General features: G+C 62.7%; 15 protein-coding genes. 9 read left to right on the plus strand and 6 right to left on the minus strand.

Annotation, left to right across the window (positions count from 1 at the left end; all coding sequences use genetic code 11):
• The first annotated feature begins 3 nt into the window (after positions 1 to 3).
• The 3 genes from M1D44_RS18270 (at position 4) to M1D44_RS18280 (ending at position 2,742) form a co-directional block, all read left to right on the plus strand.
• Complete coding sequence (locus tag M1D44_RS18270; RefSeq protein WP_439013823.1) at positions 4 to 894, plus strand: NAD(P)-dependent alcohol dehydrogenase; 891 nt, start codon at positions 4 to 6, stop codon at positions 892 to 894.
• A 2-nt stretch (positions 895 to 896) separates the two neighbouring features.
• On the plus strand, positions 897 to 1,601 hold the full coding sequence (locus M1D44_RS18275) for a helix-turn-helix transcriptional regulator (RefSeq protein ID WP_439004672.1): 705 nt from the start codon (positions 897 to 899) through the stop codon (positions 1,599 to 1,601).
• 937 nt (positions 1,602 to 2,538) lie between these two features.
• Entirely contained in the window at positions 2,539 to 2,742 is a 204-nt protein-coding gene (locus M1D44_RS18280) for a hypothetical protein (RefSeq protein WP_009277078.1), read from the plus strand.
• 67 nt (positions 2,743 to 2,809) lie between these two features.
• On the opposite strand, the gene M1D44_RS18285 is transcribed toward M1D44_RS18280, so the two are convergent.
• Entirely contained in the window at positions 2,810 to 5,479 is a 2,670-nt protein-coding gene (locus tag M1D44_RS18285; RefSeq protein WP_316853563.1) for a putative bifunctional diguanylate cyclase/phosphodiesterase, read from the minus strand.
• Between the two features lie 369 nt (positions 5,480 to 5,848).
• Positions 5,849 to 5,974 carry a hypothetical protein gene (locus M1D44_RS18290; protein ID WP_268747346.1) on the minus strand — a complete coding sequence of 42 codons (126 nt, stop codon included), beginning with the start codon at positions 5,972 to 5,974 and terminating at the stop codon, positions 5,849 to 5,851.
• Between the two features lie 471 nt (positions 5,975 to 6,445).
• On the opposite strand from M1D44_RS18290, the gene M1D44_RS18295 reads away from it, so the two are divergent.
• The 3 genes from M1D44_RS18295 (at position 6,446) to M1D44_RS18305 (ending at position 8,895) form a co-directional block, all read left to right on the plus strand.
• Complete coding sequence (locus M1D44_RS18295) at positions 6,446 to 6,736, plus strand: H-NS histone family protein (protein ID WP_024977559.1); 291 nt, start codon at positions 6,446 to 6,448, stop codon at positions 6,734 to 6,736.
• Between the two features lie 110 nt (positions 6,737 to 6,846).
• Positions 6,847 to 7,575, plus strand: a complete 729-nt coding sequence (locus M1D44_RS18300) for a GntR family transcriptional regulator (RefSeq protein WP_024977560.1) — start codon at positions 6,847 to 6,849, stop codon at positions 7,573 to 7,575.
• Between the two features lie 258 nt (positions 7,576 to 7,833).
• Positions 7,834 to 8,895 carry a porin gene (locus M1D44_RS18305; RefSeq protein ID WP_316853564.1) on the plus strand — a complete coding sequence of 354 codons (1,062 nt, stop codon included), beginning with the start codon at positions 7,834 to 7,836 and terminating at the stop codon, positions 8,893 to 8,895.
• Positions 8,896 to 9,020: 125 nt separating this feature from the next.
• On the opposite strand, the gene M1D44_RS18310 is transcribed toward M1D44_RS18305, so the two are convergent.
• From M1D44_RS18310 to flgA, 4 genes are all read right to left on the minus strand, one after another.
• On the minus strand, positions 9,021 to 9,737 hold the full coding sequence (locus tag M1D44_RS18310) for a response regulator transcription factor (protein WP_316853565.1): 717 nt from the start codon (positions 9,735 to 9,737) through the stop codon (positions 9,021 to 9,023).
• Between the two features lie 458 nt (positions 9,738 to 10,195).
• Positions 10,196 to 10,657 (minus strand): flagella synthesis protein FlgN, encoded by a 462-nt coding sequence (locus M1D44_RS18315; protein WP_004631399.1) that lies wholly within the window; start codon positions 10,655 to 10,657, stop codon positions 10,196 to 10,198.
• Positions 10,658 to 11,057: 400 nt separating this feature from the next.
• Positions 11,058 to 11,378 carry a flagellar biosynthesis anti-sigma factor FlgM gene (gene flgM / locus M1D44_RS18320; RefSeq protein ID WP_024977563.1) on the minus strand — a complete coding sequence of 107 codons (321 nt, stop codon included), beginning with the start codon at positions 11,376 to 11,378 and terminating at the stop codon, positions 11,058 to 11,060.
• Between the two features lie 121 nt (positions 11,379 to 11,499).
• The gene (flgA, locus tag M1D44_RS18325) at positions 11,500 to 12,357 is read right to left on the minus strand and encodes a flagellar basal body P-ring formation chaperone FlgA (RefSeq protein ID WP_316853566.1); all 858 of its coding nucleotides are present in this window, start codon (positions 12,355 to 12,357) and stop codon (positions 11,500 to 11,502) included.
• Between the two features lie 421 nt (positions 12,358 to 12,778).
• Here flgA and flgB point away from each other — a divergent pair, with 421 nt between their 5' ends.
• From flgB to M1D44_RS18340, 3 genes are all read left to right on the plus strand, one after another.
• On the plus strand, positions 12,779 to 13,234 hold the full coding sequence (flgB, locus tag M1D44_RS18330; RefSeq protein ID WP_024977565.1) for a flagellar basal body rod protein FlgB: 456 nt from the start codon (positions 12,779 to 12,781) through the stop codon (positions 13,232 to 13,234).
• Between the two features lie 199 nt (positions 13,235 to 13,433).
• Positions 13,434 to 13,841: a flagellar basal body rod protein FlgC gene (gene flgC, locus M1D44_RS18335; protein WP_024977566.1), complete on the plus strand. Its 408-nt coding sequence runs from the start codon at positions 13,434 to 13,436 to the stop codon at positions 13,839 to 13,841.
• 28 nt (positions 13,842 to 13,869) lie between these two features.
• Entirely contained in the window at positions 13,870 to 14,526 is a 657-nt protein-coding gene (locus M1D44_RS18340; protein ID WP_024977567.1) for a flagellar hook assembly protein FlgD, read from the plus strand.
• Positions 14,527 to 14,531 lie beyond the last annotated feature (5 nt).

Consider the following 14,531-nt stretch of genomic DNA (forward strand, 5'->3'; position numbering starts at 1 on the left):
TGCATGGCGATCGGCGCGTTCGAGCTTTTCCCTCCAGGGCCAGGGGAGGTGGCCGTCCGTGTCAAGTTCGCTGCGATCAACCCCATCGATTGGAAGCTGCGCAATGGGCAGATGAAGATCGTGACGGGCCGCGTGTTTCCGCGGGGCATGGGGATGGACTTTTCCGGAGCTGTCATGGCTGTCGGCCAGGGCGTGACACGCTTTCGGTTAGGCGACCCGGTGTTCGGGCTCGCCCGCTTCAAGGAAAGCGGCGCGTTGGCGCAGGCAGTGGTTACGAAGGAAGGCTTTATTGCAAGGAAACCGGACAACGTTTCCTTCGAGCAAGCCGCGTGTCTTGGTACACCAGGGGTCACCGCGTGGAATGGCCTGAATGACAAGGCCAAGCTGAAGGCGGGGCAACGCGTTTTCATCAACGGTTGCGCCGGCGCCGTGGGCGAGGCGGCAGTGCAGATCGCTAGGCTTTTTGGCGCGGAAGTCTGGGGCCGTTGCAGCGCGCGCGATATGGACCGCGCCAGGGCGCTCGGTGTGCACCGTGTCTACGACTATCGGGCCACGAGGCTGTCGGACATCGGCGAGCGTTTCGATGTTGTGTACGACACGTCCGCCACAATGCCCGTGTCCGAAGGCGTTGCGCTGGTGCGGCCCGGCGGCGTGTTTCTCGATCTGAACCCGAGCCCGGCCAAGCTGATGCGTGCGCTTGTCGACTGGCGCTTGAAGCCGGTGATTGGCTCGCCTCGGGCAGACATTCTCGACCGAATCTCTGCGGCTGCGGCGGAGCAGCGATTCCAGATCCCGGTGGGAAACACTGTTCCGCTAAGCGGCGCCATTCAGCTGATCACCGAACTCGAGGCCGGGCGGAAGCTCGGCGGCAAAGGTCTCGTGGCCATGGAGTGAATGTGTCGAGAAGCCATCGGCTGTTTGATCTGATGCAAGTGTTACGCTGGCACCGACGCACGGTGTCTGGGCAAACGCTCGCGCGCGAGCTGGGCGTGTCGCTTCGCACAATCCGCCGCGATGTGGCGACGCTCCAGGGTATGGGGGCCCATATCGACGCCGAGCCCGGGGTGGGGTACCTCCTGCGGCCGGGCTTTGTTCTGCCGCCCCTGTCGTTCACTGAAGAAGAGATACAGGCCTTAGTGATCGGCGCGCAGTGGGTCAGCCGTCAGACAGATGACGCCCTCGCCCGTGCGATCAAGAACGTGCTTGCCAAGATCTATGCCGTTCTGCCACAGGAGATGTGGGTGGCCTTTGATGACGACACGGTATACGTTGGACACCCGCAAAGGCTCGTCGGGCCGGTGGACCTGAGTGCGCTCAGGCGCGCGCTCCGGGAACAGCGCAAGGTCCGCATCAACTTGAGCGATGCACTCGCTCGGATTCCAGAGCAAATTATCTGGCCGATCATGCTTGGCTTTGTCGATGGAAGACGATTCATTGCGGCCTGGTGCGAATCGGATGGTGAATATCGTGTGATCGGCTTGGACGATATCGTCACGGCAGAAGTTCTCGTCGATCGCTACACGCAAAGTCGGCACCAACTCGTGAAGGAGTGGCGCAGCCGGGAGATTCGGCCGTGTAACAGCCAGGGTGAAGTTTGCTGAGGGTTTAACGTTTTGAAACTCAGCTAGGGCGTTTCGAGGGTATTGCCGGGCGGTCGGGCACGTACCGACCAAGGCGACGCTTTGATCTGTCGGTCCGGTGCGTGCACCAGGGTAGTGATGTCATCCTGCTCCCCAAGTCCATGCACCAATACTTGCGGCAAGCGTTTCAGACGACAGCGCTGAACGACGCCTATGGCGCAGAGTTGGAACGTGCCCGATGCACAGTAGGACACGTTCTCGCCAGCATGATCCAAGCGGGGTGGGATAGCGTCGCTCGAACTGATCCGAGGGCAATTTTTTCCTTGGCACGGGCTCGAAATAGGTTTCACGCATGCTGCGACGCAGCATCGCTCGATATGACAGTTGTAGGCGCGCATGCTCACGATCTCTGATTAGTTTCGGATACGCCTCGCCCCGTCAGGCTTTGCAGCTCACACGCGCACGCTGTATCCCAAACTAATCGACCATCGTATCCGCAACTAATCGAACGCTTCATCACTTCAACTCCGGTCGACACAACTTGTCCACAGCAATGCGCACACCGCTTGCAGAACCCACCGCAAGCGGTTGACGCGCAAGGGTTTGTTGCACGATGTAACAGCCCCAGCCGATGTGGATAACTCCAACGGCACGCACACGTTTTACGTGATCTGCACGTTTGCACAAACCCGTCAAGCCCTTTTGTGACTTGGGTCTCCGCCGTTTGCGCCGGTTATGCACAGAACATGTGGATAACTCTGTGGGAAACACCATCCGGCCCGCGTGGCGACGGGTTTTGATCGGCGCTGCTTGCGAATGTGGCAGGGGATTGTCGGGAGAGGTCGGTCTGCACATTGCAACGATTGATTACAACTTGAAACAGCAAGTTGAGCGCCCGTTAGCCAGACTGCCGGTACGCGATGGCTTGATCGCGACCGACGCATTCGAGGAGAAGAACATGGTTCGGGTACTGACGATTCTGCTGGCCGGTGCCACGCTGCTGACGGCAACCGGCTGTGCCGACATGACGGCACGTCAACGCAATACCGCCATTGGTGCGGGTGTGGGCGGCTTGGCCGGCGCTGCTTTGATTGGCGGCCCGGGTGCCACGCTGGGCGGCGCCGCACTGGGCGGCCTGGTGGGCAACGTATCGACGCGTTGATTTCGATTCGACCTGAGCGTCGCCCTAAAAGAAACGGACCCGGGGTTGAACCCTTGGGTCCGTTTTTTTATGCCTGTGCGCGGCTTCGACTGCGCAGCAAATCTTCCAGTGCCGACACTTCCAGCGGTCGCCCAAACAGGAAGCCTTGCACCTCGTCGCATGCATGCGCGGACAAGAAAGCCGATTGCTCGGGGGTTTCCACACCCTCGGCCGTGACGGTCATGTTCAGTGCGCGGGCCATCGCGATGATGGTCTTGGTGAGCGCCACGCAGTCGGCCACCCCGGGTACGCCGCTGATGAATGATCGATCGATCTTGATGTTGTGGATCGGCAAGCTGCGCAGATACGACAGCGACGAGAACCCGATGCCGAAATCATCGAGCGAGATACGCACGCCCCGCGCGGCCAGACTCATCAGCAAACGCTGTGTCGATTGCCGGTCGGCCAGCAGCACGCTTTCCGTCAATTCCAGCTCCAGCCGGCCCGGCGCCATGCCTGAGGCCTTGAGCGCTTCATCGACGTCACGCTCGATCACGCCGGCATCGCACTGCCGCGCGGACACATTCACCGCCATGCGCCCCGTGAAGCCGAACTTGCGCGCCCATGCCTCGCCCTGCGCGCAGGCTTGCATGAGCGCCCAGCGGCCGAGTTCGAGGATGTAGCCCGACTCCTCGGCCACGTCGATGAACTCGGTGGGCGACACCGCGCCCAGCTCGGGGTCGGACCACCGCATCAGCGCTTCAACTGCCACCAGTTCGCCCGAGTCCAGCGCGTACTTGGGCTGATACACCAGCCGCACCTGCCCGCGCCCCAGCGCACGCCGCATGCGCTCGTTGAGGGTGAAGCGACGCAGCATCTGTGTTTCCAGCGCGCGCGAATACCGGGTGATGCGGTTACGGCCGTTTTCCTTGGCGCGGTACATGGCGGCTTCTGCATGGCTGACCAGCGAGGCCGCATCGGCGCCGTCTTCCGGGTAGGCCGCCACGCCAATGCTGGCGGACAGATGCACCTCGCGTTCGCCGCCGGTAAAGGGGCGGGCCAGCGCTTCGAGCACCTGTTGTGCGAGCGTGTCGGCGGCGGTCGGGTCATCGATGGCCACGCAGAACTGGTCGCCTCCCAGGCGGGCCAGCAGCGCGCGCTGGCCCGCCTGGCCGCGGATGCGCTGCGCCGCCATGTTCAGCACCTGGTTGCCCACGTGGTGCCCCATCGCCTCGTTCACGGTTTTGAAGTGGTCCAGCCCGATATACAGCAGCGCGGATTCGCCAGTGGACGGCAGCGTCAGCCGCGCATCGAGCCGCTCGATGAACGCCGCCCGATTGGGTAGGCCCGTGAGCGAATCCTTGGTCTCCAGCAGGCGAAGTTGCTCGTAGGCGGAGCGCTCGGCCGTGATGTCGGTAAAGATGACCAGCACCGCGTGCGGTGACGCGCTGTCTGGGGAGAACATCGGCAGCACAGATTCACGCAGCCACACGATCTGCCCATTGCCGGCCGGTACGCCCACCACGACGTTGCTGATCGCGCGCCCCGTGCGGGCGGCCAGCGTGGAGGGCCACGCGGCGCGCGGCAGGATGGCGCCGTCTTCGCCCAACATCATGTCGTTCAGTGCCACACGCGGGCGGCCTTTCCATGACGGGCCCGACATGCGCAGGATCTCGGCCGCGCTGCGGTTGTACGACAGCACGCGGCCATCGGTGGACAGCGTCAGCACGCCCTCGCTCAAATGATTGACGACCAGCCGGTACTGATCGCGCAGCTCGCGGGACTGGCGATATTCGTTCTCCAGGCGCAGCAGCTTGACCAACGCGGCGATGTAGCGGCCGCACTCCGCGCGCAGCGTTGAGTCGTCGGGCGGGTTGGCCGTTGGGAAGAAGAGGCAGAGCAGATCATCGGCGACGGCCATGCCGCCATGCTGGGCCGGGATGCGGCACAGCCATGTCGGCTGCGCGGTATCCAACACGCGGACGAGCGCTTCGCGCAAAGCCGTGGGTGCGTTCGCCTCGCGAACCAGTTCGATGGGCGCCAGCTCATTGAGCAGCGGCGCGATGCGGGCCAGTTCGATATCGAACTCACCCTGTGCTGCGGTGGGCAGGTGCGCCGCATGATCGTCGCGCAATGCCAGCTTCGCACGGGCGCGCTGCGTGCCATAGAGCCTCGCGCGCCCGGAGACGACACGCACTACCACGCACAGCGCCGACGGCAACGCCGCTTCCAGCGCCCGCAGCGCCGCATGCAGCCGCTCGCCCAGCGAGGCGGCGGACGGCAGCGTGGAAAGCAGATGGTCGAGATGCTCGTGCGGCAGCGCTGCACCAATGGCCTCGGCGCTCAGCACGCGTTCGCCAGCCTTGCCCGGCAGCTGCGCATCGAGCGGCAGCGGCAATCCGTGCACGACAACCTGCCGCGCCGGCAGCCCATCAAAGCGGGTTGGCGTAACCGTCAGCCGAACGCTGATCACCTCGTTGGCATCGCCTGCGGAAAGGGCCGAGACAAGTTGTGCTGCCGAAATGACCCCGGCATCGGGCTGGCTGACATCGGCGTCTGCGCTGGTATGCGTCTCCAGCCACGCGGGCACGTCCTGGAAGAAGCGCGAGAAGGGCTCGCCGAGCAGTTGATCGGACGAAAGCGCCCGCACCATGCAAACGCCGGCTGCATTGGCAAAGACGATGCGGCCTTCGAGCACCACATAGAGCGGAACCGGAAGGCTTTGCGCCGACAACGGGTAGGAAATTTCGTCTGGCATCCCACGCTCCAACCTGAGGTATTGCCCGACATCTCACTCAGCATGAACTTCTGGCCAGGCTGACCGCGAGAACGCGCCGGCTCCGGAAGTCGGGGCAATGCTCTTCATGATGCGCAAAAGTCGTGCGCGGCGCAAAGCCTAGTTTGTGGCTGATACAACACACGAGAATTCGCCTTGCCGGTCGCGCTCCAGTTTGTTTGCGGCGCGGGTTTCAAAACGGTTTGCTCCGGTTCGGCCGCAGTCGGTTCTATTTCAGTATCCGAGCCATCCCCATCTTCGTGCGCGGCGAAATACCGATCGGTCCAGCGATGCATCAGTGCCAATCCGATTGCACACATCAAAACGCATGTTCCCATTGTCAGGCTGAAATCAGCGCTGATCCGTTCGACTGAACGTTGCGGAAAGAAAACGGGAGGCGTCGAAAAACAGGGTGCCGATCAGTGCGCCAAAGGCCAAAAGCAGATAGTAAAAATGGCATGGCAAGGGCGAATTCATCGTTGTCTCATCCAGCTGCAACCAAGAAAGGTGGCGCATTGAATCGTTTTACCGGGCGCTCAAATGAACATGCCAGTGCGGTTGCAATCGCGGTGCAACGGCATGCCCGGCATCCAGCAGCTTGCGTATGAATTGATATTGCGTTTGCTGTACTGCTGCGATGCCGCAGATTGCCGCTTGGAGCAAGAACCGGAATTGCGGGACCCGGCAGCGCTTGCTATGGTGGTGGCACTGAAATGCAGCGCGATACCGGCTTGCGGCCTTGCATGATCGCGCACGCGAATCCGATGCGCCAATCTGGCTTTCGGGTTGAAACCTGGGCATCTGGTGTGCCACGAGTTGATTTTTGGCCTAGTGGCGCGTTTGAAGGGGCATGATCAAAAACGTTGAAATTTGATTTCAGTTATGAATACAATTGATCTAATATCTGGTCCACACCAGATTTCACACCAGACTTTATTGGGAGCGCATATGGCGACATACAAGGAATTGGTTGCACAAAAGGCCAAACTCGAAGAGCAGATCGAAACTGCGCGTGCCAAGGAACTGGAAGCGGTTATCCAGCAAGTGCGCCAGACGGTTGTCGAATATGGCCTGACGGCTGAAGACCTGGGCTTGGCTCAGCGTCGCGGCCGCCGTGCTGGTGCGAAGGCGCCGGTGCCGGCCAAGTACCGTGACCCGAAGACGGGCGCGACGTGGTCCGGCCGCGGCCGTGCCCCGGCCTGGATCGGCAAGAACCGCGATAAATTCCTGATCGCCTGATCTTCCAGGCCCTGCCTGGCGCGCGCGCAAGCGTGCAACGCAAATGGCCCACCCGCCCGGTGGGCCATTTGCGTTGCTGCGCGTGATGATCGTTCCTGTATAACAATGGCATGACGCCCCGCCTGCCCAAATACCTCGAACTGGCCGACCGCATTCGGCTCGACATCCTGCACGGAACCTTGCCGGCGGGCAGCATCGCGCCCAGCGAGAACGAAGTCGCCCAGCGCTACGGCGTATCCCGTTTGACGGCGCGCCGGACTCTGAACGAACTCGCGGCGCGCGGGCTGCTTCGGCGCTCGCGGGGGCAGCGTAGCGTGGTGCTCGATCGTGTGGGGCCGCATCGGCCAGTGCTGTACGCGCCAGGCCAGTCCGACGCTGCGCTGGAATACGTGCCGGGGGCCGTCTATACGGTCAGCGCATTTCGATTGGAGTTGGCCGACGAGACCGTGGCCGCCGCGCTCGACCTGGCGGTGGGGGCGCAAGTGGCGTTTGTCGAGCGCCGAGCCCAGGTGGAGGGGCAACCCATCATGCTGCTGCGTACTTGGCTGACGTCGCGGTTGGCCGCGATGCTTGAGGCGCGCGACTTTGAAGATCGCCTGTTCGTGCAGGTCTTCCAGCGCGCCAATCTGACCATCGCGCGCTCGCGCGAGGCGCCACTGGCCTGTGTGGCCGATGCCCACCAGGCCGCGCAGCTCGGCGTGGAAGCCGGCGTGCCGCTGGTCCGTGTGCGACGCATCGGCTACAGCGTGGCTGATGTGCCGATCTCCCTCACCTACTGCGATTTTTCCCCTGAGCGCTACACGCGCGAAGTCGACATCCGCGTGCTCCAAAACGACTGAAAGCGCACTGCGCCAGACCGGTGCAGAAACGGCGCCACACACCCCGCGATGGGGACTTGTCCGCCTAAAGTATTCAAGCTAGTCTGCGCCCCTTCCCCAGAAAACATATTTATTTGTGAAGCGACGCTTTGCCGACAGCGTATTGGCACGGCTGTTGCATTCACCGCGCCATCTCAGCAGCAGCGGGTTGAGCCACCTGCCGCCTCAACGCTGATTCAGTCGATTCAACACATCGGAACCAAGAGGGAGAAATCAACAATGCAACTCAAGCGACGTTTTGCGCTGGCCGTGCTGGCCGCCGCCGCAGGCCTGACCGCAGGCGCGGCGCAGGCCCAATCGTCTGTGACGCTGTACGGCCAGGTGGATGCCTGGGCGGGCGCCACCAAGAACCTGGGCCAGGACCGCGCCTGGGGTGTCAATTCGGGCGGCATGTCGACGTCGTACTGGGGCATGAAGGGCAGCGAAGATCTGGGCAATGGCCTGAAGGCGATCTTCACCCTGGAAGCGTTCTTCCGCCCCGATACGGGCAAGTCCGGCCGCTTTGATGGCGACCACTTCTTCGCACGTAATTCGTTTGTCGGTCTGCAGTCGAACAGCTGGGGCTCGATCAAGCTCGGCCGTAACACCCCGCCGTACTTCGTTTCGACGATCCTGTTTAACCCGTTCATCGATTCGTACACGTTCTCGCCGATGGTGTTCCACACCTACCTCGGCAACGGCCGTTCGGGCGCCGCGGGCATCTCGGGTCTGGTCGGGGATTCGGGTTGGGACAACTCGATCATGTATTCCACGCCGGACATGGGCGGCCTGACGGCCAACCTGATCTACGGCGCGGGCGAGCAAGCCGGCCACAACGGTCAGAACAAGTGGGGCGGTAGCCTGCTGTACTTCCGCGGCAATTTTGCGGCCACGGCGGCATTCCAGCAGGTGCGCTACGACGGCGCGCCTGGCGATCTGAACAGCCTGGTGGCCGGCTTCTCGCGCCAGACGGCGGGGCAGTTGGGCGCCACGTATGACTTTGGCGTGGTCAAGCTGTACGGCCAATACCAGTACATCAAGAACACGATCAGCACCGGCGACGCGAAGAGCAACGGCGGCCAGCTGGGCGTGTCGATTCCGGTGGGCCCGGGCGCCGTGCTGGCATCGTATGCCTACACGAAGACCTCGGGTGCGGCTGACGTGAAGCGCAACACCTGGGCGGTGGGCTACGACTATTCGCTGTCCAAGCGCACCGATGTGTATGCGGCGTACTTCCGTGACAAGGTGTCGGACCTGTCGACGGCCGACACCTTTGGTGTAGGCATCCGCGCAAAGTTCTAAGCCTTTCGCGTTCTGCTTTTCCTTGTCACCGCCCCCGTCTCGACAGCGTGGGCGGGCATTTGCAACGGCGTCCGGAGTCCGGGCGCCGTTTTTTGTTGTGCGGAAAAGCCGAAAGGGCGGCGGCGTCAGCCTGTGCGGGCCAGGCGCAACGGCGGCGAGAGCGGCGATGGGGCCTCCGCTCCAATGTTCGGATGATTCAGCAGCATGGCGCCGCGCTGCGTGGCAACGAAGACGGCCTCGGTACGGCTGCGCACTTCCAGCCGGCGATACAGCGCGTTGATATGCGCCTTGGTTGTCGCCTCGGAAATACTCAGCATGCGGCTGATGGTTTTGACCGGATGCCCGCGCGAGAGCAAGACGAGAATCTCATATTGCCGCTGCGTCAGGCCGAGCAACGCGCCATCGTCATTACCGTTGGCAGAACCTGCCGCAATGGCTTCAGGCCGTGTCAGCACGATCGACGCCGGCACATAACGGCCGCCGGCGAGCACCAGTTCCAATGCCGCTGCAATCAATTTGCCGGAATAGCTTTTCAGCAGATATGCCGAGACATTCAATTGCATCAGCGTACGCACGTGCGCAGCGGAATCGGTTTCGCCGAGTACGGCGACATGCCGGGGATGCGGCTGTTGCAATAGCCGGGAGAGGGCCGGCAGATCGTCGATGCCGGGTAAGGGCAGGCCGATCAGGGCCAGTTCGGCGTCCGCATGCGCCGCGAGATTTTCAAAGAGGGCTTCGTCCGGCTCGACGCTGACCACTTCGGTAATGGCCGGCAAGGATTGCAACACGTGGGTCGCGCCGGCACGCACCAAAGGGTGTGCCTCCACTACGATTGATTTCACTGCGCCGCCTGTCTGGTTATGGTTTGTTTGCCCATTTCCGGAATCAGCTTGTTGCCGCGCCTTTTTGGACCACTGGGTCCAAAATCAATGCAGCCGTGCTTGTGGAAAATGCTTCTGGCGTGCGGTCTCGGTATATTCCCCGTTCAACCGGCAGTCACCGCAGTGCGGTGCCGCCGGGCCGAAACCTTGGCACGCCATTCAGGCGCAATTTCCTTCCGGTTTTTCTTGTTTATGTCGCCAGGCGCGGAGGATTAACCCCGCCAAAATCGCAGAATAAATCCCCAGCATGCTTGTTGCACCCATCAATGGGATGTAAACCTTTTTGTTTACCCCGATCGGTGGTGTGCTAGACCCCCCTATAGATAGCAGGATCAGACAGCAGCAGCTAGCCCCACTTCACGCCCATTGACGTAAGCGTAAAGCGGGGCTTTTGTACCCAAAAAACGTGTTGTAGTGGCTTATTGCGCGACGACCGAGAAGCGTGGCATCGACAGCGGTTGCTTGCCGTCGCGGCCGTAGGGTGTGCCGCCGCCGTTGTTGGCAGCATGCAGGACGGACAGCGCGTTTTGCGTGGCGCGCAGGCGCAGGTCGATCAGGGTGCCGTTGTCGATGTTGCGCTGGCGCAGCAGGCGGGCCAGGGCCAGGTTTTCGTCGAACAGGCGGCTGGCGGTTTCATCGGTGCGCAGGTATTTGACCAGCCCGTACGGATCGGCGCCGCCGTGCTGGGCCCACCACAGGCGGCGGTCACGGTCGGCTTCGCCCAACGCGGCGAGTTGCTTCTGCTTGGTCTGGGTGATGCGTTCGAGCTCGACCATGTCGCCGTCGCGCAACGCCTGCGCTTCGGCATCCAGGGTGAGGGTGGCTGCGCGCAGCAGTTCCTGCTCGTCGGCAAGGGTGCGGATCAGCAGTGTGTTGTCCATGGTAGGGCCTATTCCCGTATGAAACGTGCGCGCGTTGGCCCAAGCGGGGGCCAGATGCGCGAAGGGCGTCGCCGCAAAGGGTGATTCCCTTTGCAAGACGCGCCGACAAAGCAGATGGCCCCCGCTTGGGCCAACCCGGAGGGCAATGACGATACGGGCCGCATGGCGTCGTTGCGACCGACTTGCTTGGCTGGCCAAGCGGCGCCGGTCGCGCCTAGCCCTACAGCCCGTATCGACATTGCGCGCACACGTTTCATACGGGAATAGGCCCTGAACCTCAGGCTGGGAAGCTTGGGCAGCCGCCGGCCGGCACGCCGCCCCGCCGCGATCAGTCGAGGGTCGGAAACCCTCGGACCGGCGGCGTCAGAAAATACAGGGGACGGACGACGGGAAAGCCCCGTCAGACCTTCTTGGATCGCGTGGAGAGCAGCGATTGCGCGTCGGAAAGCGCCGCATCGGCGATTTTGCCGGCGTCCATCTTGAGCGTGCCGTTCTGAATGGCACTGCGGATCTGCTCGACGCGTGCCGCGTCGAAGTCGCCGCTGCCCACTTGGCGCGAGACTTGTTGGACCGACAGCGACGGCGAATCGCCGGTGTGGCGCGTGGTGCCCGAAGCCGTCGTAGCGGCCGGGGACGAGCCGGTCGCGCGCGTCGACCCGGACGCAGCGTCCTTGGTCGGCGCAACGGCCGGCGTGTTGTTCACGATATGGTTGATTTTCACGGGTGTCTCCGAAGAGCGCGTTCATCCTATCACCCATAACGGCCAACCCCGGCTCAAACTTTAGCGGCAGGTATCGATAACGCATCACGGTTAAAAGTGATCAGTCGTTATCAATTTTGTCTTAAAACTGGATCGCCACGACGCCAGCAGACTGTGCAATGCCGGAAACGACATTGCCGTTGGCGGTGCGCACCTGCGCCACCTGGCCCACGGCCGCCTGGTTCAAGGCGCGACCGTCGCTGCTGACCTGGAAGCCCCCGCCCTCGGCGATGAGCTTGACGGTCTGGCCTGCCTGTACGGCAACCGGCAGGCGCAGGCTTTCGGCGCGCAGCGGCTGGTTGGCGGCCACGCTGGTGAGCAGTACACGCCCCACCACATCGGCCGGCTGCTGCACGACCGAGGCCGGCAGCATCGAAAGATCGCCCGTCCGGGCTTCCAGATCGCCCATGTCGAGCGTCTTGCCCGGCGGGAGCTGGTGCGAGGCGACGTAATACGTCCCAGTGATCTGGATCGTGGCCGGCACCCAGGCCGCCCAGGCATGCGGCGAACGGCAGCGCACGCCCACTTGTATCCGGCCGCGCAGTCGGTTCGCCGCCGGGAGCATCAGGTCGATCTGGTCACAGGGCTGGTTGGCCACGCGGGCATCCACCGGGCCGACTTCCACCGACGCACGTGGCGCTCCCGTCTCATTCGTGCCGCCAAGGATGTCCAGTTGCGACTGCAGTTGTTGCTGAATCTGCATCTGGATGGCGTTCGGCCCCTGGATGGTGGTGGGCTGCACGGGCTGTTGCACGGCTTGGGCCGGCGGATAGCCGACGCGCACCACGCCCTGTGCGTGCGCCAGGATCGGGTGCACGACGCTGGCCAGCAGGCCCAGCGCCAGGATCAACAACAGCTTGCGCTGGCGCCCAGCCAGCGGCATGGCCGTGGCGGCAGGTCGGGTCGGGTGGTGCGCGCTGCGTGCAAACCGCGTGGACATGGAGAGCCCCTTCATCAAAAGTCCGGTGAAGTTTAGCCACGCGTGCGCGAGCGCCAAATGCGGAAATGTCGGCCAATCCCCCCCTTATTCGGACGAATGGTCTTGCACACCGGCCCCTAGACTTTGCAACGTGGTGAAGTCCCTGGCGTTGTGCGGTTCCTGGCCGTACAGCCTGTCCCGGTAGGTGGCGAGGTTGCTCGTTCTTCGGCCAGATATCGGATTCGCAGACAGGTCTTTTCCACTGAGGTCGCATGACGGCAACTCAGCAAGACAAGCGGTTCAGCGGTTTTGGAGACGGCATCGGCGGTTTTGAAGGGGCCGCTGATGCCGAGTTCTCCGGCCGAAGGGAACACGCAATACAGAACGCAACCCCGGCGGGTGGCAGCAGTAACCAGGGCGCCACGCGCAAGGAATGACAGACATGGTCGACAAGCTGGATCAGTTGTTCGGTTTTCAGGAGCAGGCGCTGCACTTGCGCTCGCAGCGTCACCAGATCCTGGCCTCGAACATTGCCAACGCCGATACACCCAACTACAAGGCGCGCGACTTCGATTTTCAGTCGGCGCTGCAGAAAGCGGTCGGCCAGCAAAGCGGTAACAGCCTGCCGATGACGGCAACGGCTTCAGGCCACCTGACAGTGGATGGCGCACCGGCCGGCGATGTGTCGCTGATGCAGGCGTCGCTGTCGCAGCAGACCAAGGCGCTGCAGGGCGAAGTGCAGTACCGCACGTCGCAGCAGCCGTCCATCGATGGCAACACGGTGGACATGGATGGCGAGCGCATGCGCTTTGCCGATAACACCGTGCGCTACGAGGCCGATCTGAGCATCGTGACGCAGAAGATCAAGTCGATGCTGGCAGCGATTCAGAACAGCTAGCGCGGACGTAGCAAGAGCAGCAAGAGCAGCAGACAGGCATTAAGACGACCGCGCAGCAATCACGCGCGGCGAAAGAGGGGCGGGAACTGTGTGGCGCTCCGGGCCGGGAAATATCGGTCCGGAGCAAGCCGCCATACAGAACAACCGGAACGGTCCGGCAGCAGTGCCGGCAACAGTGTTTGAAGACATCGGAATCAACATGTCGCTATTCAAGGTGATGGATGTAGCGGGCAGCGCGCTCACCGCGCAGTCCAAGCGCATGAACGTGGTCGCCTCCAACCTGGCCAACGCCGAAAGCGTGACGGGCCCGGACGGCAAGGCGTACCGCGCCAAGCAAGTGGTGTTCTCGCCCGTGCAGGAGTCTGACGATTACGCCACCGGCGTGTCGGTCGACCGCGTGGTCGAAGACACCGTCACCCCCATGAAGCGCATGCACCAGCCGGGCAACCCGCTGGCCGATGCCGACGGCTACGTGACCATGCCGAACGTCGATGTGGTGGACGAAATGGTCAACATGATTTCTGCGTCGCGCTCGTACCAGGCCAACGTGGAAGTCGCCAACACCACCAAGACGATGGCCTCCAAGGCTCTGACCCTGGGCCAGTAAGCGGCTCTATTCATCGCGAGACACGAACATGACCGTCAGCTCAACAACCAACACGACCAGCGCCGCGAGCACGACCTCCGGCAACCAGCTTGCCATCACCAACGGCGGCGACCTGCAGAACACGTTCATGAAGCTGCTCGTTGCGCAGTTGCAGAACCAGGATCCGCTCAACCCGATGGACAACTCGCAGATGACCTCGCAGCTTGCGCAGATCAACACTGTGAACGGTATCCAGCAGTTGAACACCACGATGTCGAGCATGCTCACGCAGAACGCGACAACGCAGGCGTCGTCGATGATCGGCCGCACCGTGCAGGTGCCGACCAACAATCTGACGCTGGCCTCGGGCGCTGCCAACTTCGGCGTCTCGGTGCCCAACGGCGCCGACGATGTCGTCGTCACGATCACGAACGCCGCGGGCGTGGCGGTGCGCACCGTCGACCTCGGCCAGATGGCGGCCGGCAGTGGCAACTACACGTGGAACGGCAAGGACGACAAGGGCAACCAGCTCGCCGACGGTGCCTATTCCATCAAGGTGTCGGCCACGCAGGGTGGGAAGGTGGTCACGGGTAACGCGCTGGGCATCGACAAGGTGGCCGGCGTCACTATCAACAACGGCACGATGCAACTGGTGTTGGCGTCTGGCGGAACCGCCAAGCTGTCCGACGTTGCATCGATTCAGTAATTACG

The organism is Ralstonia sp. SA306 (genome assembly GCF_054792405.1).

Bases quoted from the DNA above. Each gene is read 5' to 3' on its own strand.
- M1D44_RS18300 (WP_024977560.1), top strand. From the start codon at position 6,847: ATGACGCCCCGCCTGCCCAAATACCTCGAACTGGCCGACCGCATTCGG.
- M1D44_RS18315 (WP_004631399.1), bottom strand. From the start codon at position 10,657: ATGGACAACACACTGCTGATCCGCACCCTTGCCGACGAGCAGGAACTG.
- flgA (WP_316853566.1), bottom strand. From the start codon at position 12,357: ATGTCCACGCGGTTTGCACGCAGCGCGCACCACCCGACCCGACCTGCC.
- M1D44_RS18270 (WP_439013823.1), top strand. From the start codon at position 4: ATGGCGATCGGCGCGTTCGAGCTTTTCCCTCCAGGGCCAGGGGAGGTG.
- M1D44_RS18285 (WP_316853563.1), bottom strand. From the start codon at position 5,479: ATGCCAGACGAAATTTCCTACCCGTTGTCGGCGCAAAGCCTTCCGGTT.
- M1D44_RS18295 (WP_024977559.1), top strand. From the start codon at position 6,446: ATGGCGACATACAAGGAATTGGTTGCACAAAAGGCCAAACTCGAAGAG.
- M1D44_RS18290 (WP_268747346.1), bottom strand. From the start codon at position 5,974: ATGAATTCGCCCTTGCCATGCCATTTTTACTATCTGCTTTTGGCCTTT.
- M1D44_RS18280 (WP_009277078.1), top strand. From the start codon at position 2,539: ATGGTTCGGGTACTGACGATTCTGCTGGCCGGTGCCACGCTGCTGACG.
- flgC (WP_024977566.1), top strand. From the start codon at position 13,434: ATGTCGCTATTCAAGGTGATGGATGTAGCGGGCAGCGCGCTCACCGCG.
- M1D44_RS18340 (WP_024977567.1), top strand. From the start codon at position 13,870: ATGACCGTCAGCTCAACAACCAACACGACCAGCGCCGCGAGCACGACC.
- flgB (WP_024977565.1), top strand. From the start codon at position 12,779: ATGGTCGACAAGCTGGATCAGTTGTTCGGTTTTCAGGAGCAGGCGCTG.
- M1D44_RS18305 (WP_316853564.1), top strand. From the start codon at position 7,834: ATGCAACTCAAGCGACGTTTTGCGCTGGCCGTGCTGGCCGCCGCCGCA.